Annotated in this window: 21 protein-coding genes; 3 read left to right on the plus strand and 18 right to left on the minus strand. The window is 39.1% G+C overall.

The window, feature by feature from the left end; genetic code table 11:
* Positions 1 to 9 precede the first annotated feature (9 nt).
* From BUA72_RS04250 to BUA72_RS04260, 3 genes are read right to left on the minus strand one after another with little or no spacing between them, the layout of a single operon-like run.
* Positions 10 to 402, minus strand: a complete 393-nt coding sequence (locus tag BUA72_RS04250) for a VOC family protein (protein ID WP_072921917.1) — start codon at positions 400 to 402, stop codon at positions 10 to 12.
* A 10-nt stretch (positions 403 to 412) separates the two neighbouring features.
* Entirely contained in the window at positions 413 to 1,192 is a 780-nt protein-coding gene (locus BUA72_RS04255) for a hypothetical protein (protein WP_072921918.1), read from the minus strand.
* A 34-nt stretch (positions 1,193 to 1,226) separates the two neighbouring features.
* On the minus strand, positions 1,227 to 2,195 hold the full coding sequence (locus BUA72_RS04260; RefSeq protein ID WP_139259501.1) for a tetratricopeptide repeat protein: 969 nt from the start codon (positions 2,193 to 2,195) through the stop codon (positions 1,227 to 1,229).
* Between the two features lie 320 nt (positions 2,196 to 2,515).
* Here BUA72_RS04260 and pafA point away from each other — a divergent pair, with 320 nt between their 5' ends.
* The gene (pafA, locus tag BUA72_RS04265; RefSeq protein WP_072921919.1) at positions 2,516 to 4,162 is read left to right on the plus strand and encodes an alkaline phosphatase PafA; all 1,647 of its coding nucleotides are present in this window, start codon (positions 2,516 to 2,518) and stop codon (positions 4,160 to 4,162) included.
* Between the two features lie 485 nt (positions 4,163 to 4,647).
* Here pafA and BUA72_RS04270 read toward each other — a convergent pair whose 3' ends face one another.
* The 5 genes from BUA72_RS04270 to BUA72_RS04290 form a co-directional block, all read right to left on the minus strand.
* Positions 4,648 to 5,463, minus strand: coding sequence for a hypothetical protein (locus tag BUA72_RS04270; RefSeq protein WP_139259503.1), 816 nt, complete (start codon positions 5,461 to 5,463; stop codon positions 4,648 to 4,650).
* A gap of 195 nt (positions 5,464 to 5,658) precedes the next feature.
* Entirely contained in the window at positions 5,659 to 6,453 is a 795-nt protein-coding gene (locus BUA72_RS04275; protein WP_072921921.1) for a hypothetical protein, read from the minus strand.
* Positions 6,454 to 6,492: 39 nt separating this feature from the next.
* The gene (locus BUA72_RS04280; protein WP_139259505.1) at positions 6,493 to 7,284 is read right to left on the minus strand and encodes a hypothetical protein; all 792 of its coding nucleotides are present in this window, start codon (positions 7,282 to 7,284) and stop codon (positions 6,493 to 6,495) included.
* Positions 7,285 to 7,651: 367 nt separating this feature from the next.
* Positions 7,652 to 8,782, minus strand: coding sequence for a tetratricopeptide repeat protein (locus BUA72_RS04285; protein WP_072921923.1), 1,131 nt, complete (start codon positions 8,780 to 8,782; stop codon positions 7,652 to 7,654).
* Positions 8,779 to 10,422 (minus strand): helix-turn-helix domain-containing protein, encoded by a 1,644-nt coding sequence (locus BUA72_RS04290; protein ID WP_072921924.1) that lies wholly within the window; start codon positions 10,420 to 10,422, stop codon positions 8,779 to 8,781. The genes BUA72_RS04285 and BUA72_RS04290 overlap by 4 nt, the downstream gene beginning before the upstream one ends.
* 149 nt (positions 10,423 to 10,571) lie before the next feature.
* Here BUA72_RS04290 and BUA72_RS04295 point away from each other — a divergent pair, with 149 nt between their 5' ends.
* Positions 10,572 to 11,888 (plus strand): T9SS type A sorting domain-containing protein, encoded by a 1,317-nt coding sequence (locus BUA72_RS04295; RefSeq protein WP_072921925.1) that lies wholly within the window; start codon positions 10,572 to 10,574, stop codon positions 11,886 to 11,888.
* A 347-nt stretch (positions 11,889 to 12,235) separates the two neighbouring features.
* On the opposite strand, the gene BUA72_RS04300 is transcribed toward BUA72_RS04295, so the two are convergent.
* The 10 genes from BUA72_RS04300 to BUA72_RS04345 all read right to left on the minus strand — a co-directional run bounded on the left by BUA72_RS04300 (position 12,236) and on the right by BUA72_RS04345 (position 20,495).
* Positions 12,236 to 13,483: a hypothetical protein gene (locus BUA72_RS04300; protein ID WP_072921926.1), complete on the minus strand. Its 1,248-nt coding sequence runs from the start codon at positions 13,481 to 13,483 to the stop codon at positions 12,236 to 12,238.
* 67 nt (positions 13,484 to 13,550) lie between these two features.
* Positions 13,551 to 14,798, minus strand: coding sequence for a hypothetical protein (locus BUA72_RS04305; protein WP_139259507.1), 1,248 nt, complete (start codon positions 14,796 to 14,798; stop codon positions 13,551 to 13,553).
* A 63-nt stretch (positions 14,799 to 14,861) separates the two neighbouring features.
* Positions 14,862 to 16,112, minus strand: coding sequence for a hypothetical protein (locus tag BUA72_RS04310; protein WP_072921927.1), 1,251 nt, complete (start codon positions 16,110 to 16,112; stop codon positions 14,862 to 14,864).
* 117 nt (positions 16,113 to 16,229) lie between these two features.
* Positions 16,230 to 16,550 (minus strand): barstar family protein, encoded by a 321-nt coding sequence (locus BUA72_RS04315; protein WP_047449497.1) that lies wholly within the window; start codon positions 16,548 to 16,550, stop codon positions 16,230 to 16,232.
* Entirely contained in the window at positions 16,547 to 17,161 is a 615-nt protein-coding gene (locus tag BUA72_RS04320) for a matrixin family metalloprotease (protein ID WP_228407834.1), read from the minus strand. Before BUA72_RS04320 ends, BUA72_RS04315 begins: the two co-directional genes overlap by 4 nt.
* On the minus strand, positions 17,148 to 17,663 hold the full coding sequence (locus BUA72_RS04325; protein WP_047449493.1) for a ribonuclease domain-containing protein: 516 nt from the start codon (positions 17,661 to 17,663) through the stop codon (positions 17,148 to 17,150). Before BUA72_RS04325 ends, BUA72_RS04320 begins: the two co-directional genes overlap by 14 nt.
* A gap of 39 nt (positions 17,664 to 17,702) precedes the next feature.
* Positions 17,703 to 18,497: an NAD(+) synthase gene (gene nadE, locus BUA72_RS04330; protein WP_072921929.1), complete on the minus strand. Its 795-nt coding sequence runs from the start codon at positions 18,495 to 18,497 to the stop codon at positions 17,703 to 17,705.
* A 287-nt stretch (positions 18,498 to 18,784) separates the two neighbouring features.
* On the minus strand, positions 18,785 to 19,318 hold the full coding sequence (locus BUA72_RS04335; protein WP_175548853.1) for a GNAT family N-acetyltransferase: 534 nt from the start codon (positions 19,316 to 19,318) through the stop codon (positions 18,785 to 18,787).
* A 1-nt stretch (position 19,319) separates the two neighbouring features.
* Positions 19,320 to 19,847 (minus strand): GNAT family N-acetyltransferase, encoded by a 528-nt coding sequence (locus BUA72_RS04340; protein WP_072921930.1) that lies wholly within the window; start codon positions 19,845 to 19,847, stop codon positions 19,320 to 19,322.
* Positions 19,848 to 19,856: 9 nt separating this feature from the next.
* On the minus strand, positions 19,857 to 20,495 hold the full coding sequence (locus BUA72_RS04345; protein ID WP_228407835.1) for a leucine-rich repeat domain-containing protein: 639 nt from the start codon (positions 20,493 to 20,495) through the stop codon (positions 19,857 to 19,859).
* A gap of 55 nt (positions 20,496 to 20,550) precedes the next feature.
* Between BUA72_RS04345 and BUA72_RS04350 the strand changes: the two genes are divergently transcribed.
* Positions 20,551 to 21,534 carry a gliding motility lipoprotein GldB gene (locus BUA72_RS04350; protein ID WP_083544116.1) on the plus strand — a complete coding sequence of 328 codons (984 nt, stop codon included), beginning with the start codon at positions 20,551 to 20,553 and terminating at the stop codon, positions 21,532 to 21,534.
* Positions 21,535 to 21,651: the final 117 nt, after the last annotated feature.

The following is a 21,651-nucleotide window of genomic DNA, read 5'->3' on the forward strand; positions in this document are numbered from 1 at the left end:
GATTGATTGTTATTGAATTTCAGTACAAATTTCTACTAAATAATGATCCGGATCTTTGACATACGCTACTTTTTGTCCCCAAGGTTTTACAGCTATATCTTCATAGAGAACAGCCCCATTGTTAACCGCTTTTTCTACCAGTTTCTCCACATCAGCTGTAGTAAATCCCAATTCGATTCCGAAAGGCTTTTCTTCAGATTTAGAAGACAAAAATCCCTTCTTTATATTGGAGCTGGCTAAACTTATGGACGCAAAAGAAAGACTGGTTTCTCCGGTAAGCAGTTCCCCGTAATCTTTTTCGGGAGTGATGAATTTAATGGGTAAGTCAAAAGTCTGATGGTAAAAGTTCATTGATTTCTCCACATCTTCAACGTATAAAATAACATACTTGAATTTTATCATAATGATGGTTTTAATAAGTGTTTAAAATATAGTCTTTGTCTGTGATCAGCGTTATATGAGGACCATTTTTGGGATAATACTGCATCCCTCCGAAATTGCCGAAATGAAGCGGATAATTCTGTTCCAGCTGACGCACCCTGCTTCCGAAAGCATTGATGTCAACATGTTGAACCGCATTTTCCATCTGTCTTCCGTTGGAAAAGAAAAGCATCAGATTGGAATGTTCTTTAAAATCGCAGTCATAGTAGTAGAATACATGAATATTCTCTTCAGTATAGATACGAATCAAATCATTGATTAAGTTTTCTTTGTGTATGGTCGGCAGATTGCAGTCGATCCTTACCGAAATATTTTCAGCATTGTTTTTCCTGAAATCTGAGCCGGTGATCTGGATAAACCGATGTTCTATGGTTTCATAGGTTACGTTTTCCGGGCTTAAATTTCTGCTTGATTTTACTTCGAAAGGAGTGTCGATCACCTGAGCATTGGCGAGAATCAGCAGTTTTTCTATTTCTGAAACGAACTGGAAATGCTCATCAAAAAGGGTATAATCACCTGTTGAGATCAATAAGTAGTTTTCATTGATCTTAATATCTAAATATATCCTTGTAAAACGTTGATGTAATTCTTCCAGTTTCCTGATGAGGTTTTCGGGATGATCTACTGAAACTCGGGCTTCCAGCTCGGCAAGATTGTTCGCATGGCCTCCAAATCCTTTGAGAAACTTAAAAAATTGAAAACGGTATAGATTTTCCGGGAATTTAAAATACCAGTAGACTCCTAAAATCATAGTAATAAGTCAATTAATTAGCTATGACTATGAATCAGTTTTTTGAACATAATTCATTGAAAAGTTTTGTTCCTTCAACCTGTTCGAAATCTTTGAGTTTTTTCAAAGCGGTACAGGCTGTAGGCATATCTTTTTTATCCAGACTTATAGAAGCTGCATTGTACAGTGCATCTACATTGGTGTTATTCAAGTCAAATGCTTTGTTGAATAATTCTATAGCCTTGTCTAATTTCTTTTTGTCAAGTGCTTCCATAGCTTTATTGTAAGCTTCCGCGGCTAGCATTTTATCTTTTATTTTTACAATAGCTCTATTGGGGTATTTATCCAAATCTTTACGATCATTTTTAAAAAAACTAAACTTCATTGAAGAAGCTTGAGAGGAATCATCTCCGATTTTAGTTTCTATGTGATAGGGAATTATTATTTGATCATATTTTTCGAAGCCTGCCAAATTCCAAGACGGATAGCTCTTTTCAACAATTGATTTTAAAAATTCTATATTTTCTAAATTCTTTTTAGACTGATCTGTACTTTCAGATTGAAAATTGATCTTCTGTTTTTTCGGATATATTATAATATTTCCGCTTAAACTCAGATTACGACCATTGTCTGTCATAGATCGCTCCAAAAAATCAGAAAAAATATTCTTTTTTAGAGAGGGTGTAAAATAATAACTGGCTTCTACAATGCTATCATTCTTTAATGTGCTGAGGTATTCATTTTGCAATTTGGATGTTCTTACTAGCCACTTCTTTTTTATTTTATCATTGCCGGTGATGCCGTCTATTCTTTCAATGATAACTAAAGTGTCAGTGGATAGCTTTTCAATTTCATAGAATGTTTTTGGTGAAATTCTAATATTTTTATTTTCTATTTTAATATCATAACATGTTTTCCTTTCTTCAAAGATGGGATCTACATACTCACAGATTTTATGATCAGAAAGTTTCCATATTGAAGCCCGCCCGGAATATGATGAGAGATCTCTGCTTCCGTCCAGCATACTGGATTTTACGAGGGCCCAATTGTCAATGAGTTGCTGTTTATTGATTTGAGCATTGGTTTTGATGATCATGAAAATAAGAAAAAAAGAAATGTATTTAGACATAAATTAAAGTTATTAATTTTTGGATGTAAAAGTAAGTAAATTTCTAATGTACTAATTTGTTATAGAAGGTTGATTTATCAGTCAGTAAAAAAGCACTTTTCTGCATTTGAAAAATTATGAAAACGTAAAGCGTACTGATTGAGTTAAATTTAATAAAATTTCACACTCCAAAACTTTCAAAACCCTTAAATTTGTGCTCAACAAAAATTTACTAGATGCTTAGGAAAATTTCAATTGCGGCAGCGGCTTTATTGTCCGTAATTACAATCAATGCTCAGAAGAACAAAAATTCTCAATTAGAAAGACCCAAATTAGTCGTAGGATTAGTCGTAGACCAGATGAGGTGGGACTATCTTTACCGTTTTTATAACAAATACGGAAGTGATGGTTTCAAAAGACTTCTAAATACAGGATATTCTTTAAATAACGTTCACATCCCTTACGTACCTACCATTACGGCCTTGGGACATACCTGCATCTATACAGGTTCTGTACCTGCGATCCACGGGATTGCCGGAAACGACTGGACAGATAAAGAAACTGGAAAAAATGTATACTGTACAGCAGACGAGAGCGTGCAGCCGGTAGGAACAGCCAATGCAAAAACGGGAAGTCATTCTCCAAAAAACCTTTGGTCTACCACCGTAACCGACGAATTGAGACTGGCGACCAACTTCCAGGGGAAAGTAATCGGGGTTTCGTTAAAAGACCGTGCTTCTATTCTTCCTGCGGGCCATACGCCGAACGGAGCCTTCTGGTTTGATGACAGTACCGGAAATTTCATTACGAGTTCATGGTATATGAATGACCTGCCTCAGTGGATGAAGTCTTTTAATGCACAAAATCTGCCTGAAAAATTAGTAGCAAACGGCTGGAATACCTTACTTCCGATAAACCAATATACAGAAAGCTCTCCGGATAATTCTCCATGGGAAGGACTGTTGGGAAGTGCAAAAACACCGGTGTTCCCATACAGCAATTTAGCTCAGGATTATCAGACGAAAAAAGACAATATTCGTTATACTCCTTTCGGAAATACGCTGACGCTGAAACTGGCTGAAGCTTCTGTAGAAGGAGAAAAATTAGGTGGTGATACTATTACTGACTTCTTAGCGATCAACCTTGCATCTACGGATTATGCAGGGCATAAATTCGGACCGAATTCTATTGAAGTGGAAGATGTTTATTTGAGACTTGACCAGGATCTGGCTCAATTCTTCAATTACCTGGATTCAAAAGTAGGAAAAGGAGAGTACACTGTTTTCCTTTCTGCTGATCACGGTGGAGCACATTCTGTAGGATTCCTGAAAGAACATAAGATCACGACAGGATTCTTCGGAGAAGGAATGGAAAAAGATATCAATCAGAAACTGAAGGATAAATTCGGGGTTGATAAACTGATCAATGCCGTAGACAATTACCAGATCTATTTCGACAGAAAGCTGATGCAGGACAACAAAATTGAACTGGATGATCTGAGAGATTTCACGATTAAAGAATTGCAGAAAGATCCAACGGTTTTATATGCAGTATCTGTGGATGAAGTTCAGGAAGCTACCATTCCGGAGCCGATCAAGCAGAGAATCATCAACGGAATCAACAGACAGAGAAGTGGTGATATCCAGCTGATCTCCCACGACTCTATGCTTCCTCCATACTCTAAAACAGGAACCACACACAGCGTATGGAATTCTTATGACTCTCACATTCCATTGATTTTTATGGGCTGGGGAATTCAGAAAGGAGAAAGCAATAAAGCGTATAATATGACCGATATTGCCCCTACCGTTTCATCATTACTGAAAATTCAGTTCCCGAGTGGAAATGTAGGAAATCCGATTACGGAGGTTATTGGAAGATAATTTAATTCTTATATAATACAAAACATTCCTTTCGGGGAATGTTTTTTTTTTTTATGTATACTTTTCTGCTTATTAAAATTGAAGTTAAAATTATACTAGTTTCTTATTTAATTCTAATTTTAGGGATATATTGTTATATTTGGGGAAATTAATTAAATATTTAACCATGAAAAAATTATCAAGAGAAAATCTAAAAATGATCAAGGGTAGTGGAGATTTAGCATGTTCAGTTGACAATAGATGTCCGCCAAAGCACATCTGCTGCAATCGGGTTTGCCTGAAAACTACCGAGATCGTACACTTACCTAATTGTGACGAAATATAATAATGACTGTCTTGATATCTGATTGATTTACTATGTCAGTTCTCAAGTGAAAACAAAGTAATAAAGTATCGGGGGATATTTTTTACCATATTGTAAAAGCAAAGAGATACAATTGTTGTATCTCTTTTTTTGTTATCATCTTATTAAAACTATCAAGATCTTATTTCGAAGGCGTCGCCCTTATATTGATGCTGTCACGGTTTCCTGAACCAAATGTTATCCTGAAAGCAGTTCCGCTGGCACCCGCACCATTTACCGTAATGGTATAATTTCCGGCAGGTAAAGTTAGAGTAGAACGGGGGACAAGATAAAAATTACCAGTCGTAATGAAAGTGGTAAAGCTATTAATATAGGATAGCGAAGATATCCCGAATGCATTATTGATAGGGATGCCGGCAGGTGCAGCTGTAAATGAGTAGTAAACATTACACAGTTTCACAGCGTTATCCGTTATTCCCGCTCCGGTAGCACCAGGAGCAATACCTGAGTTGGTGAAAATAGCAGAAATATTGGAATTGAACTCTACCAAAGAAGGCTTGCTTAAAGTGAACGATATAGTGGCCAGCGTAATAGCAGTAATAGATCCGCCGGTTGTAGCCGCCGGAACATCCAATGTTGTTGTGGTTAGTGCATCTCCACCTATGGTACCACCTGAAAGCATTGTTTTTTCAGACAAAGCGGATTTTCTCTGCCATTGGGTCCCGTCATTATAATATTCTCCCGGATACACTGGATTGGCTGCTACAGAGGTGTTGGTTGCAGTATTGTATACCGACATTCCAGCCACATGTGCAGAAAGCGGGGAAGGATTATTAGTCGCTGTAAGAGCTACTCTGGGAAGTAATATTCCTTTATTTGTACTGCTTACCTCCAGCATCGCATTGGTATTGGGTGAAGCAAGGCCTATTCCCACCTGAGCTGTCATCTGGGATGAAATACCTAGAAAAGTAAGGATTGTAAGAAATATATTTTTCATGATATGTTTTAGTTAGTTTGTTGAAAGTATCTGAGTCTAGATTTGGTTGCTGGTTGCTAGTTGGTTGCTTGCTTGTTAGTATTAATTAAGTTAATGAGCTATCGTCTGATGTCTGATATCTGATGTCTGATGTCTGAAATCTTGATTCTTGGCTCTAAAATCTGCCATTCCCCAATCTCAACCTTAGCCTAAAATCTATTTTGTCGGCGTCGCTTTAATCTGCGCCATATCACGTACGCCGGAACCATACATAATTCTAAAAGCATTACTGCTGGATGCCACTCCGTTTAAATTAACCACATAATTTCCTGCCGGTAACTGGAGGATGGCATGCGGAGCTGTATAAAGATTGCCCGTAATGGTCGTTATATTAGCTGTGATCGCATTCATATAAGTGACTGTGCTGTCTCCAAATGGAGCGTTGACCGTTATTCCAGCTGGTGCTGCGGTAAATACAAAATTCACGGTTGCCAATTTTACGGAGGAATCTCCCAGTGGCGTATTGCTGTCACCACTCACTGTAAAAGAAGTAGAAATATTACCCCCGAATTCCACGCTGGATGGTCTGTCCAGAGTAAAGGAAAAAGTAGTTAAGGTCGTTGTGGCAGGAGTACCAGCTGCAACATCCACGGTAATAGGGGTAAGTAAATCAGCGATCGTGCCTCCCGCTATCATTCTAACATCATTCAAAGCTGATTTTCTCTGCCATTGGGTTCCGTCGTTATAATATTCACCAGGATAAACAGGATTGGCAGCGACAGAAGTATTGGTCGCCGTATTGTACACCGTCATTCCCGCTACGTGAGCTGTTAACGGTGAAGGATTATTAGTCGCCGTTAATGCCAGTCTGGGCAGTAAAAAACCTTTGTTGGTGCTGGTAATATCCAGTTGAGCATTGGCATTTGGACTCGCTAGTCCTACGCCAACCTGAGCATTGGTCAATAAAAAACAAACCAGAAAGAACGGAATGGTATATTTAAATTTTTTCATTTTTAGTATTTTAATGATGTTAAAAAAGACAGATTCCCATTACTGTAACGCGGTAGCTTTGATCTGGATCATATCCCGCGTACCTCCGCCAAATCCTATTCTAAAGGCCGTTCCACTCAAAACAGTACCTCTTACAATAAGTACATAGCTTCCTGCCGGCAGATTGGCTACACTATACGGATTCAGATAAACATCTCCGGTTGAAGTTCCTGCAGCAGAAAGTGAATTCGTATAAGAGGTAGAGTGATCACCAAAAAAAGCAGTCGTAGAAACTCCGGCCGGAGCTGTAGTAAACTGAAAATTGACTGTACACAATTTTATGGCTCCGTCTGATAAAGGAGTTGTATTGCTTCCGGTAGCGGTATATCGTGTAGAAACATTAGCGCTGAACTCCACAGTAGACGGTCTGTCTAAAGTAAAAGAAACTGTACTCAGTGTTGTATTCGATGCTGTTTCGGCAACGGCATCTGCTGTGATCAGAGCAATAGGGTCGGTTATGCTTCCTCCGGTAATCATTCGGGCATCATTCCAGGAAGACTTCCTTAACCATTGGGTACCATCATTATAATATTCTCCCGGATAGACAGGGTTGGCGGGCACAGAAGTATTGGTGGCTGTGTTGTAGACGGTCATTCCGGCCACATGGGCTGAAAGGGGAGAAGCACTGTTGGTAGAAACGAGGGAAAGTCTGGGAAGGAGTAAACCTTTATTGGAGCTGGTTACATCCAATCCCGCATTGGCGTTGGGTGAGTTTATTCCAATTCCTACCTGTGCTCCCATAAAAGAAAAGCCCACAAATAATAAGGGAACAATAAAGTGTATCGTTTTCATCGTTGTTTAATTTATTTAGGTTATATCAAAAAATATCAGAAGATTAATTTTATGATTAATCTGTGCTGTTATGTCCGATAGAAATTGATTAAATGTTTTATGGTGTTCATTAGTTTTTATCCAAACTATATTTGGTCCTAGACATACATACGATATAAATCGTTATTTGGTTTTTTTTTTACAAAAAAAAATAAAAAAATATCATTGTATTTATATGTTGTTGTGTAAGTGATTGATATTTAATTGATTGTAAAGTGGTCAGTGAGGTGTTATTTTCGAAAAAAAATAAAAAAGTAAAAATGGAGAGAGGAGAAAAAGAGTTGATAGCTCATTTTCAGATGTTCCAAATGATAAGATAATCCATTATTCAAGACTGTATCAGATTATGGATTTTTTGTTTGTACTGAAGATTTCTTTTTCTGATCCTGAAAATGAAAGAAATGAGTAGAATAACGATGAGACTTCCAATACCAATGATAATGCCTGTAAAATACTGATACCGGGTTTTCATTTCAGTACTTTTCTTCAGCGTTTCCTTATTGTGCTCATTAATGGAATGATTGATAGAACTCAATTCGTTCTGTTCCCTCTGAAAACGCATTTCAAAATACTTCCTGCTGTAATTCTGATACAGATTGGGTTTTCCCATGGCGAGGTAGTTTTCGGACATTTCCTTGTATATTCCTTCATTGAGGATCAGGTCGCCGGTATTTTTGCTGAGATCTTCGGCTTTCATAAGCAATGCTAAGGCTGTTTCGTTTTCCTTTTTCTGTTTATACATTTCAGCCATTCCTTTTAAAGCAAAGGCTTCCAGACTTTTTGCTTTGTTTTTACGGGCATATTCAGCAGACTGTATAAATGCCTGATAGGCTTTTTCAAGCTGGTTGAGATTAAGGTAACAGTAGCCGATATTATAGTAGACCACACTCATATTGGAATACGTGGTCTGTTTATGTTCTATTTTTTCAAAATTTTGAATGGAAATCAGAAATTTTTCAAGGGCAATTTCGGGATTCGACTGGCTTTTATAAATCATTCCACGGATCGCGTAGCTTCTTGCCGTTTCAATGTGTTTTTCAGGAACATCATCCGGAAATTTAGCCAGATATTGATCTGCTTCGTTCAGCGTTTCAAGGCTTTTGCTAAACAGTTCCATCTGTTGATATTGGATGGCAGCTGAGATCAGAACGCTGGTACGGACTTTCAGATCATTTGTTTTTTCCGCGGTTTCTTTAGCTTTTAAAAGATACTGAAGCGACTGATCAAAATCTCTTTTTGCGATATTGGCCGTAGAAAGAAGCTGATAAATAATGATCTGTTTATGAATATCTTTCTCTTCTGCAATGAGGTTTCTTCCAATCCTGATAGCATTATCCGGATTGTCATAAATTTCAAGACGCGCTTTTTTCATTAGGGAATCAAAAGAAGTTTGCTGTCCGGAAATTGAGAGGCAGACGCACAGAAAAATGGCTGTAATGATTTTTAATGTCAATTTCATAATGTTCTGCTTTTACTGATTTCCTGAATATAAGCATTGGGAGACATTCCCGTTACAGATTTAAAAACGGTGGTAAATGCACTGTGCGAAGAGAATCCCGAATATTCTGCCAGATAACTGACCTTGTAATTTAGATAAACAGGATCCGTTCTCAGCAGACGTGCAATATGATTGATTCTTAATTCATTAATGTAAGCGTTGAAATTTTTCCCTTTACTATTGTTGATCACCTCGGAAAGATATTTTGTATTCACACCCATTTGGGAAGACAATGCGGAAATCGTCATGCTTTTGTCCAGATAACGTTGCTGCTTTTCCCAATCTTCCAGTTTTTGAAGAATTTCATCTTCCTTTTCCTTTGAAATTTTATGAGGGTCTTTTTCTGTCGTTTTATCAGTTGCTGAGGTTTCCCTGGAAAGATTCTGAACTGCCGGTTCTTCCTGGTTTTTCTGTTTTTCAAAGAAATCTGACTGTTTTTTAAGATCCTTGTTGCTGTTTTTCAGCATTAAAAAATAAATCAGAAGACCCAAAATTATGATAAGAAAACCACCGGAGATTAAACTTACCTTATTAAGTTGTTTCTGTTTCTGGAACTCCAGATTATTATTCTGGTTGGTCTCCACGAGCTTGACGATATAGCGGATACCTTCTTTAGTGCTGGAATCCAGTTTTGTCCGGAGTTCAGTGTAAAGTTTATTGTACTGATGGTATTTTTCATCGTGATGAAGCGCGAAATAATTTTTGGATAAAGATTCGTAAATTTTTGCTTTCAGGCTGTTGTAAGGGAGATTTTCTATTCTGGAAAGTGCTTTTTCAAGGATTTCAACAGCAGTGCCGTAGTTTTCTTTTAAAAAATAGTAGCGAGAAAGGTTTTCATAAGCCAATGCCTGGATAAAGTAGTAATCTGTATTCTTTTCAGCTAAAACGATTGTAGATTCAAGAAGATACTTCGCTTCTTCCAGTTTATTCAGTCTCATTAAAAAAGAAGCCCTGAACACTTTATTTTCCATTTCAAGAATCCTGTTTTCCTGGTTGTTGAAACCGAGATACTGATCACTTTTGCTGAGGTTTTCCAACGCTTGATTATAGTTTCTGTTGATTCCGAAATTAAGCGCCTGAAGCTGATAAAGCTTAGCCGTAATAACATTCATCCGGGGATTGTCGCCTTTTAATAATTTATGATCAGCCAATAGACCGGAAATGATCCGCTGCGACTGGCTGTAAAGATCCAGATTCTGATACTGATCAGCAAGATTGTAATCACCGGCGGCCTGCAGGAAATAGGAGAGGCTTTCTTTTTCCCTTGAATCTTCCTTTTGGCTGTAAATATTAACAGACTGGATATAATCTCCTTTCATAGCGTAGGCCTGGGAGATGATATTCTGCAGGACAATCCTGTGTTCCGGATTTTGGTCACTGATCAGAAGACTCTGTGAATAATTGATGCAGTCATCCGGATTCTGATATAATTTCTGAAAAGCTTTATCCGCCAAAATACTGAAGTCGGGACCGGATTGTCCTTTGATCCATACTGAGCAGAGAATGACCAGCAGAATGGGAACGGTTTGAGCCAGAATAGTATGGCAAAAAAAAGATTTTTTTTCGGTTTTTCTTACAGCTTCCTGATGATCTGTCCTCAAAATAGATTTTTGTTATATGGTTGTATTTTAATGATTTATATTTCTTATTCTTTTAAATTTCACGAATTATGTAAGTCAAATTCTTTCGGAAAGGCAAATATAATATTAATATTGTTTCTGCCAATTCAAAATATTAAACTTAAGTAATTATGAAAAAGATTTACAAAATTTCAATGAAAGCTCTATATGCTTGCTTTCTGTTTGGGTTTGCTTCAGCTGCTGCCCAACTGACTGTGATGGCGGTTGGAAACTATACCGTAGGCAGTATTTCTGATGGCGGAGTCGTAAGCATGCATACCAGTGCGGGGCAGATCTTTAAATGGGATGAGATCAATGGTCTTGTTCAGATCGGCCTGATCTCGAATGGCTATCCAGCTGCCGGAAGAACCCTCATCAATGCTACCGGGACCAAAATAGCTTCTTCCACGACCAATTCCGGAACCGGATTTAATGAAATATCTACGTATGATACAGCGTCAGCTTCCTGGAGCAATCACGGAGGTCTGGTTCCTACAGGCTGGGACGGCCATGTAAGTTCTACCTGGGGAATGACTTCAGACGGAAATACCATCGTAGGACTGGGATGGATAACCGCCGGAAGCGCACATGCTGTAAAGTGGGACGCGACAAATGGCGTAACAGATCTCGGAAGTATAGTTCCGAACCGAAGCTCCAGAGCCAATGCTATTAATTCCGACGGATCTGTCATTGTCGGTTGGCAGGATCAGGATAACGGGACTAGAAGCGGTGCCCAATGGGTGAATGGCGTAGAAAGTTTTATCACAGACAGTAACGGAGAATATGTAGGCGAAGCAGGAGATGTTTCTGCCGACGGAACTACGATCATAGGAGCTGCTATGCCCAATCCATACGTATGGAACAGCGTAAGCGGCCTGACATATATTACCCATCCAAATTCCTCAGCCTTTTTCAGAGGAGGAGCAACAGGAATCTCTGCCGACGGTAAAAAAGTAGTCGGATTTTTCAGACCTTTCGCAGCACCTCCAATGTCTGGAGAAGGCTTTATATGGACCGCTGCAAGTGGCCGTGTAAACCTGAACGATTATGCGGTCGGTTTGGGAATCAATACCCAGGGTGTGAATATGTCACTTCCTCTGGCCATTTCGAAGGATGGAAGAAGGGTAGCCGGAATAGGAACCAATGCATCCAATCAGATCGTTGCGTTTTATCTGGATCTTTCGAAAATACAGCTTTCTACCAGTGAGAGCACAAAACACAACAGCAACATAGCCATTTATCCAAATCCTGTAAAAGATGTTCTTTATTTCAAAGGAATTACAAAGATAGATAAAGTGGAAATATACAATATGGTCGGTCAAAAAGTAAAAACAGACAATGCTGTGGAAAGCAGAATAGATGTTTCCTCTTTATCAAAAGGAAATTATATCCTGCAGATTTTCGTGAAAGGGGAGAATTCACAGAGTTTTAAATTGATCAAACAGTAAAGTAAAAATTAGGCGTACTTTAAAAAGACTCGACCAAAAAAACTCGCAGGAATTTTCTGCGAGTTTTGTATGTGATGTAGGAACTGAGTTTAATAGTAAGATTGAGATTGAGGCAATGTCAATGGTGAATTTGCTTCGCAAGTGAATGGTGAATTTTTGAGTGGAGATTTCAGACATACTGCTGGTGGCTTCGAATTCCAGTCAACAGGATGCTACTCTGCTAATTGAATATTCCAACGAATAACTGACATTCTAAATGGCGGCTGAGGATCTCGAAGCCACCATAACCTGCATCTCACACCCCCGCACCCTGGAAACCCTCAAACGCTCCGACTCTCAAACTAGCCCTAGTTGATATAAGAAGCATTAAAAGACATTGAAATAGGTCTGCAGGGCATGTCAATACCGGAGGTTGTTCCGTTATTCACAGCTCTGGTCATTCTTACATCCAAAGTATGATTTCCTGCGGTAAGGAATTTTACGGTATTGATGGTAAATTGCGTGTTGGACCCTGCTGAAGCTTCCTGTGTGCGGAGGTAGCAGTCTGTAGCTACACCGTCAATATAAAGTCTTGCTTCATAAGTAGCCTGTCCTCCTCCGGCAGGGCTGCCTAAATAATCTATTCCAAGCATGAAATTGATGAATAAAGTCTTACCACCTGCAGGAATTGTAATCGATTGAGAAGTTCCGGTTACGATAGTGGCACCAAGGTCATTCACGTTATAATCAGCGCCGGTCGTACTGTTTACCGTAGCGGTGTTGATACTGGCCGGAGTAGGATTGGCTACCGTGACAATATTTCCTGTTGCATCCACTCCTATAGACTGTCCTGTTCCGATGGGGGAAGCAGAAGAAAGGTTGGTGAATTTTACCCCCGAAACATTGGCGGTACCGGAAGCAACTTCAAGTCTTGTATTGGGAGTTGTAGTACCTATCCCTACGTTTCCGTTACTCAACACGGTGATTTTTTCTGCTCCGTTAGCTTTTAAGCCAAGAATCCCTGTATTATTAGTTCCCAGGCTTAATTGGGTTGAACTTCCAGATGAATTAATCTGGGTCTGATTAGCATCATCCGTGTAAATATCAAGGTTAGCTGTTCCTCCGGTTAAGGTGACAGATCCTCTTGTGGATGCGGTTGTAGCGACTGCTCCTAAACCTGCGCTTGTGACAATTCCTACAGTGGTACCTCCGTTTACAAAAAGTAAAGGGCTTCCATTGGTGGTTACCGTTCTTTGCCCCGGCAATGTTCCGTCTGAGGTGTAAATATTCACAGGAGCGTCTATTTTAGTCCAGACTGTTCCGTTAAAATAATAATAGCCTGTTGCATCTATATTGGCAGCGGTACCAGCTAATGTTCCCGTTGCGATACTGTTGACATAGATCAGTGTTGAAATCGGCACTGAAGACATGCTTTGTGCTCTTTGTCTGTCTACCCTTGGGATTAGGAGACCATCTACATTGGTGGTGGCTCCGGTTGCATTCTTTGCCGTGATATCCAGCGTAGACAAAGGAGTATTGTTATTAATTCCCGTCTGTGCCACGACAACTGAAATGCCCGCTAATAAAAATATAATTGAAAGTTGAAATCTTTTCATGACGTAAGTTTAAGATAATGATTAATTTTCGCAATGCCTGGATTGCCCTACCTTATGGCGCTTAAGCTTAATTTAAATAAGAGGCATTAAATGACATCGATATCGGGGCACAAGTCATACCCGCTCCCGAAGTCGTTCCATTATTGAATGTTCTCTGCATTCTGACATCAATCGTGTGATTTCCGGCAGCCAAAAACTTAATCGTGCTGATGGTAAAAGACGCATTGGTACTTATACCCACTTCCTGAGTACGCATATAACAGTCTGTAGCCACTCCGTCTATATATAATCTCGCTTCGTAATAGGCTGTTCCGCTACCTGCCGGATTATTGACGTAATCTACCCCAAGCATGAAATTGATAAATAAAGCTTTTCCACCCGTTGGGACAGTAATCGTCTGCGAAGTTCCGGATACGATGGTTGCAGCGAGATCGGTGACATTAAAGTTTGCCGCCGCTGTACTGTTTACAGAAGAAGTACTTACATTCGTTGGGCTGGGATTGGCAACGGTTACCAGATTTCCACTGGTATCCACCCCCAGGGCCTGTCCTGTACTTATTGGCGACGCAGAAGTAAGATTGGTGAATCTTAATCCGGATGTATTGGCCGTTCCTGATGCTAATTCAAATGCTGAGGAAGGTGCTGTAGTTCCGATGCCTACATTTCCGTTACTTAAAAGAGTAAGTTTGTCTGTGCCGTTTGTTTTAAGGGCAAGAGGAGTTGCAGTGGTCGTTCCGATACTTAATTTTGTGGCAGTTCCCGAAGTATTGATCTGTGCTGCATTGGCATTGTCTACATAAGCATCCACTATATTCGTCCCGGAGGATAAAGTCAGGGTGCCTCTTGTGGAGCCATTAGCAGAAAACCGTCCTTCTGTTGCTGTAGTGATAATTCCTACATTACTGGTTCCGTTGACAAAACTTACGGTATTTCCGTTAGTTGTAACTGTTCTCATTCCGCCTAAAGTACCGTCCGAGGTGTAGATATTATTAATAGGATTGAGTTTAATCCAGGAAGTTCCGTTATAATAGTAATATCCGGGTGCATCTATATTAGCAGCAGTACCGGTTTGGGCTCCTGTAGCAATGCTGTTTACATAGATCATGGTGGAAACCGGAACACTGCTCATGCTTTGCGCCCGTTGCCTGTCCACTCGGGGTACTAAAATTCCATCTACATCCGTGGAAGTGCCTGTCGCATTTTTAGCGGTAATATCTAATGTGGTGAGTGGGTTGTTATTATTGAGTCCCATCTGTGCAATGATGAGTGAACAACCGAAAATAGAAAGTATGATGGAGAATTGTATTCTTTTCATGGGAAATTTTTTAAGATGAAAATTCATTTTTTACAGTAAGAAACTGTGCTGATGCTATTTAAATTAATTCAAATAAGTAGCATTAAATGACATAGAAATCGGGGCACAAAGCATATTTGTTCCTGAAGCCACCCCGTTATTAAACGTTCTTGTCATTCTTACATCTATTGTATGATTTCCGGCTGCAAGAAATTTCACCGTATTAAAACTGAACTGGGCACTGAATCCGCCCGGTCCGTATTCCTGCGTACGCATATAGCAGTCTGTAGCAACGCCATCTATGTATAATCTTGCTTCATAATAGGATGCACCGCTTCCGGCAGGATTGCTTCCATAATCAATCCCCAGCATGAAATTGATGAATAAAGCTTTTCCGCCTGTGGGAATGGTGACAGGCTGTGAAGTTCCCGGCACCATAGTCACCGTGGTGTCATTCACGTTGAAATTGCTTCCCGTTGTACTGTTTACCGATGCGGTTGTTACACTGGCAGCAGTCGGGTTGGCCACTGTTATTACATTTCCGAGATTGTCTACCCCTAAGGTTTGTCCTGTGCTGATAGGAGATGCCGAATTAAGGTTGGTTAATCTTGTCCCTGAAACATTGGCTGTTCCAGAAGATATTTCGAATTTTGTATTGGGTGATGTAGTTCCGATCCCTACATTTCCACCGCTTAAAACAGTTAGTCTTTCAATACTGTTTGTTTTCAGTCCAAGTGGAGTAGCGTTGGTAGAACCTATGCTGAGTTTAGTCGAATTTCCGGAAGCATTGAACTGAGCGATGCCGTTGTTTTCTACATAGTAATCAATATTCGCAGAGCCTCCCACCAGATTTAAAAAACCTCTTGAAGAACCGTTGGCAGACAGTGCACCTTCCGTTGCAGAAGTAATTACTTTTACATTGTTGCCGCCGTTTACAAAGGTTAAAAGATTTCCGTTGGTGGTAACCGTTCGTGAGCTGTTTAAAGTTCCATCAGAATTATAGATGTTCAGGGAAGTAGCCAGCTTTGTCCAGAGGGTTCCGTTAAAATAATAATATCCTAAAGAATTTATATTAGCTGCTGTTCCGGCCGGAGTTCCTGTAGCGATACTGTTTACATAAATCAGTGTAGATACGGGAATGGCGGACATGTTTTGCGCCCTTTGTCTGTCTACCCGAGGGACCAACAATCCATCCGTATTGCCAGAAGTTCCTGTAGCATCCTTTGCAGTGATGTCCAGTGTGGAGGCGGGAGATGGATTGTTTATACCTACTTGCGCATTGATGAAAGCAAAGTTCACCAATAAGAATATCATAGAGAATTGTACTCTTTTCATAGTTTGATTTTACAAGAAGATTAATGATTGCTATGCTGCAAATATTAATCTTTTATTTTGAAAACCTGCTAAAAAAGAGAATAATATTGAGTTAAACTATTTCAGTTGAGATAATGGTTATTTTTCCTCTTCCTGCTCATCCTCATCGTCATTTTCATCATCTTCGTACTGTTCCAGATAATAGGTGAAAGTGAAATCTTCTCTTTCATCCTCTGCATCTTCCAAAGTAGTCAGCAGATCTTCAAAAATCTCCAGTTGGTCTACCGTCATATTAACGAATTCAAGGTGAAGCGGCATTTCCAGTTCTCCTGTAATCACATCAGACAGCGCATCCAGATTGTCCCCGAAGTATTCAGGAAGCGTTACCTTTTCCTTTAATTGGGCATAAAAATCTTCGTAGTCGCCGATGTCTGTAAAATCGATATATATTGTCTTCATATAGAATTAAATTTCCAGTTTTTACTGATTAGAAAAGTTTTGCATTTTGGGCAGAAATCGGTTTCCTCATCTGTAGGGTTTCCGCCTTCTGCATCCCTCATAAAACATGTTTTTTCCGGGCAGTGTTTCAGGCCCTGAGTATGTCCGAGTTCGTGAATGGCTATTTTAAAGAACTGCTCATCCGCATTCTTTTTGTCCAGCCTGTATTTTGAAGCTACGCAGGCTTTTCCGGGTCTGTAACCGAGTCCCATGATTCCGTAGTCTTTTATTTTTCCTTTGGTGACGCTGATATCTTTTGAAGTGAGGCCAATGGTGACAAAACCGTCTTTTGTCCGGCTGTCCAGAAACTTAATGATAGAATCTGCCCGATAACGGTTTCTTTCTTTATAATAGGCATTGTCCGGAAAATCAATAGCCTCAAGGATTTTTATATTGGGATAGATTTTCCTGATTCCTTCGGCTGTTTTCAATACATTTTCAGAACTGAAATCTTTGAAAGGCTGAATCAGTATGGTCATCGGCTTAGTGCTTTTTACAGGCTGCTGTTTCTCCGAACATGAAAATGCCAGGAATACCATTGCCATCAGACCATAAAAACTATTGCTTTTCAAAACTCTTGTAATGGTTTTTAGTCAGATAAACATCACCGTTTTTGGTAAAAATGATTCGGTCAGAATTTCGGTTTCCACAGCTGTAGTTGACATCTGCTTCAAAATATTTTTCACCCTGGGGAAGTCTTTTTTCACGGTTGCTGAAATGGTCACCACCAATAGCTTTTCCCGGCAGTACATCGCAGAGATTACCTTTTGAAGGATTCCAGCCAAGCTTTCTTGCCTCATTTTTAGTGATATAATAATCCGGAAGCCTGTGATTCTGCTTCACATAAGTAATGACTGTTTTTTCCTCTGTCAGCTGGTCAATAGCCTGTGACGAAGAATTTCCGCCGGTACTTTGAGAATCCGTAGCAATGTTTCCGGTGCTGGAAGCTTCTGTTTTTGTGATCTCCGTATTTCCCTTTTTGTCTGCAATAAAATTATTGTAGATATACATCACAGACATCCCGAAGAGAAGTCCCAGACAAATAAAAAATACCGATCTTATTTTACCATTCATATCAACTTATAACTTATCATTAATACTTATAACTCAGCATTAGCTTTCTCTCCACTCCTCAGGAATATCACAAACCGGGATAGGATTGATTTTATGTTGAGCTGCTTTGTGCATTCTGTCAAAAATTAAAAAGACTTCTTTGTCTCGCCCTTCATAATCGTTGGCAGTTTTAGTTCCGTATTCCTTCTGGATTTTTTCCAGTTCAGGATAGGTAGCTCCAATTTGTTGTTCATCCGTTCTGTCCACATCCCAAAGTCCGTCTGTAGGAATCGCTTCCTGAATGTTTTTAACCAGATTTAATGATTTTGCAAGCGTATACACTTCTGTTTTGTAAAGGTCTGCGATAGGAGAGACATCTACACCGCCATCACCATATTTTGTATAAAACCCAATACCGAAATCCTCCACTTTATTTCCTGTTCCGCATACCAGAAGACCGTTGATCTGTCCGTAATAATACAGGGTAAGCATTCTCAAACGAGATCTCGTATTGGCAAAAGCCAGTTTCTCATTAGGATACAGATCATCTTTTACATCAAATGCTTTATAAAGTTCTTCAAAAGCAGGAGTAAGGTTCACAGACATTGCTTCCACATTAGGAAACCTGGATTTCAGATCATTCATATGCTCCCAGGCACGGTCTATTTGATCCGGTTTCTGGCGTATCGGCATTTCAATCAGAAGGGTTTTTAAGCCTGTCATGGCAGCAAGCGTAGAAACCACACCGGAATCTACACCTCCGGAAACTCCAATGACATATCCGTTTACTTTAGCTTTTACAGCATAATCTTTTAACCACTGTACAATATGATCTGTTACTTTTTGAGTCTGCATTGTTTATTTTTTAGAGTGTTTACATTTATTGTTTTTCAACATGAAAATATTCTTCTTAATTCGTTATGTTGAAAGAATTCTTAACGTTATTTTTTTCAAACATTAAGGCATTTAGAATCCTAACTTTAAAGATTGATTAAGCATATCTTCGATATTTTAAGCGATGTGCTTCATTTTGCCATCGGCAAATTCTTAAACAATCTTTCTTTAGCTACATCAAAAACATCTTAACTTCTTCATGTTTATAAAAAATATTAAAAATATAATTTAAAAAATTCTCTTAGCTACTATTTTATTCCAAATTCTTTAGGGTATTTTACTACACCTTTTACATTTTTTAATCCGTCTTTCGTCAGTTCAACAGCCATGCCATTGATCTCAGGAATTTCAAACGGAAAAGAGATTCCAAAATTACTGGTTTTTTCGTAACCAAACTTAGGATAATAATTTTCGTGCCCGATCAGGATGACAGAGTGATAGCCCAGTTCCTTCGCAATGGTATGTCCTTGAAGGATCAGCTGTCCTCCAATTCCCTGATTCTGAAATTCAGGTCGTACGGAAACAGGAGCCAGAGCCAGTGATTCGAATGTTTCGTCACCATTCACGATTTTAAGTTTTGTGAATAAAATATGGCCTGCGATTTCACCCTCTTCAGTTTCAGCAACCAGAGAAAGTTCCGGAATGAAAGCATCAGATTTCCTTAATTTTTCCACAAGAAAATGCTCCTGATGGTCACTTTCCTCCATGGTTCTGAAAGCTTCTTCCGTAAGCTCGAATACCTTTTTATGATCTTTTTCCTCTTCCTGTCTTATCGTCAGCATATTATGGCAGATAGTTATTGCGTTTGAGTTCATACCAGTTACAGATCCCGTCCGGTTCCTCAAATTCACCGGTTTTTTCAAAACCTAATTTTGTTAAAATATGATTGGAACCTTCATTTGCAAAATGTGCACAGGCATAGATGATATCCGCCTTCATATCAATAAATCCAAGGTCAAGAGAAGCTCTTGCAGCTTCCATTGCATAACCTTTCCCCCATGATTCAGGTAAATAGCGGTAGCCAAGCTCCAGAACATTTTTGTACCCGTTGATCTCGTCAGTCAGAAATTTCAGCCCGCTCCAGCCGATCAGTAATCCGGTTTCCTTTTCAATCACAGCCAGTCTTCCTGTACCATTTTCATCGTATTGCTTCCTGATTTTTCTAATCACTTCTAATGCCTGACTTTTTTCTGTAAGTACCGGAACCCCGATGTATTTCATCACTTCCGGGTTAGAATCCAGCAGAAACATTCTATCAATATCTGTTTCTTCAAGTTCTCGTAAAAGCAGTCTTTTTGTTTCTGTTTTCATAGTAATAGGTTAGGGCTCAGTTCCGAAAATAGTGACGTCGGTCTTCGTTCCCATCTTAATATCTGTTTCCTTCATTTTATTACCACCTACATTCAGAGTCTGAAGGGCTGGGTTTCCGGAAATATCAAGCTTAAGAATTTTATTGTGTTCAACGTTCAGTTTTCTCAGGTTTTTGAGCGCGGTGAGATCAATGGTTTTTAATTGATTTAAAGATAATGTTAATTGATCAATTCTTGGTGTTTCCTTCAGCGAAATATTCTCCAGAAGATTATTGTCAAGATACAGGGAAGCTAAGCTTTTGAGACCTTGTCCCTTAAAGGAAGATATCTTACATCCCGTACAGGAAAAGAGTTCTATATAGGGCAGATTGGTCATAGATACACTGGAAATAGTATTGTCATCCAGCATGATCATTTTCGCATTGGGAAAAAGCTTGATGTCGTCGGCTGATTGGATACCCTTTTGAACCATGAACAGATTGGTAACCATGTCAGCTTCCAGCTGCTCGATTAAACCGTTTTTATTAAGGTCAAAATTTTCAAGCACAGCTTTTTCAAAGTTTTGATCTTTAAAATTGAGTTTTTGGGCACAGAAAAGAGAAAATCCTGAAATAATCAGGCCGAGGCTTGCAAATATTTTAATTTTCATCACCGATTGTGTTTTTAATCCTTATTTTTGTGTACTTAAATTTCATGTAAAAATAATGAAGATTTTTAGAATTATTGCCGTTTCGTCTATTTTAGTTCTTGCTTTGGACTCCTGTAAAAAAGAACCCGAAAACCAATGGAAAGTAGAAGTAAAAGAACCTGCAGAAAAACTGGAAGTGACTGATATTTCCAAAGAGTTTTACAACCAGGATATTCCTCTGGACCAGTTTAAAGCTAAGTTTCCATGGTTCCAGGGAACGGTTTCTGATGCCGACTTCAGCAAAAGAAGAGCAGATGCAGAAGAGATCAAAATCTATAAAGAAGCCGCCGGAAAAATAGATGAAGCAAAGATTCAGAAAGGACTTCAGGATCTGTTTGCTCACATGAAATATTATTTTCCACAGTTCAAAAGCCCGAAGGTTTACCTGTTTTCATCTGCATTACAGATGGTTCAGGATCCTATTTTTTATGATTCAAAAGGAAATCTTCTGTTCATAGATATTACCGGGTTTATGGGTGATGGTAATGCCAATTACAAAGGATTGGAGTTGTATTTTCAGAAATCAATGAATCCTCAGAATATCGTTCCGAAAGTTTCACAGATCTTTGCTGAAAGTATTGTGACGGAATCTCCGGATCACCAGAAATTCATAGACAGGGTGATTCTGAACGGAAAAATCATGATGTTACAGGATGCTTTCCTTCCTGATACGCCGGATTATCTGAAAATGAATTACACGAAGAAGCAGTACGAGTGGGCAGTAGCCAATGAGTCCAATATCTGGAATTATTTTGTGGAAAGCAACCTGATTTTCGGAGATGATCCAAGACTGGTAGAGCGTTTCATTTCTCCCGGACCTTTTTCAAAGTTTTATACGGAAATTGATAATGAGTCTTCCCCTATGATCGGAATTTTTACCGGATGGCAGATTTGTAAAGCTTATTTCAGACAGAAACCGGAAACGAAACTGCAGGAATTCTTAAAGCTCGATGCCACCAAAATCTTCAATGAAGCGGTGTATAAGCCTAAGAAACCTTAAGCCTTAAAATAAATAACAGCCTTCAAATCAGTTTGGAGGCTTTTTTTTTAAATAATTTTTAAAAACACACTACTTTGTATTGCATATTACTATTTAATTTGTATTTTTGTTTCCAAC

It is taken from the genome of Chryseobacterium sp. OV279, assembly GCF_900128945.1.
In the GTDB taxonomy this organism is placed as follows: Bacteria; Bacteroidota; Bacteroidia; order Flavobacteriales; family Weeksellaceae; genus Chryseobacterium.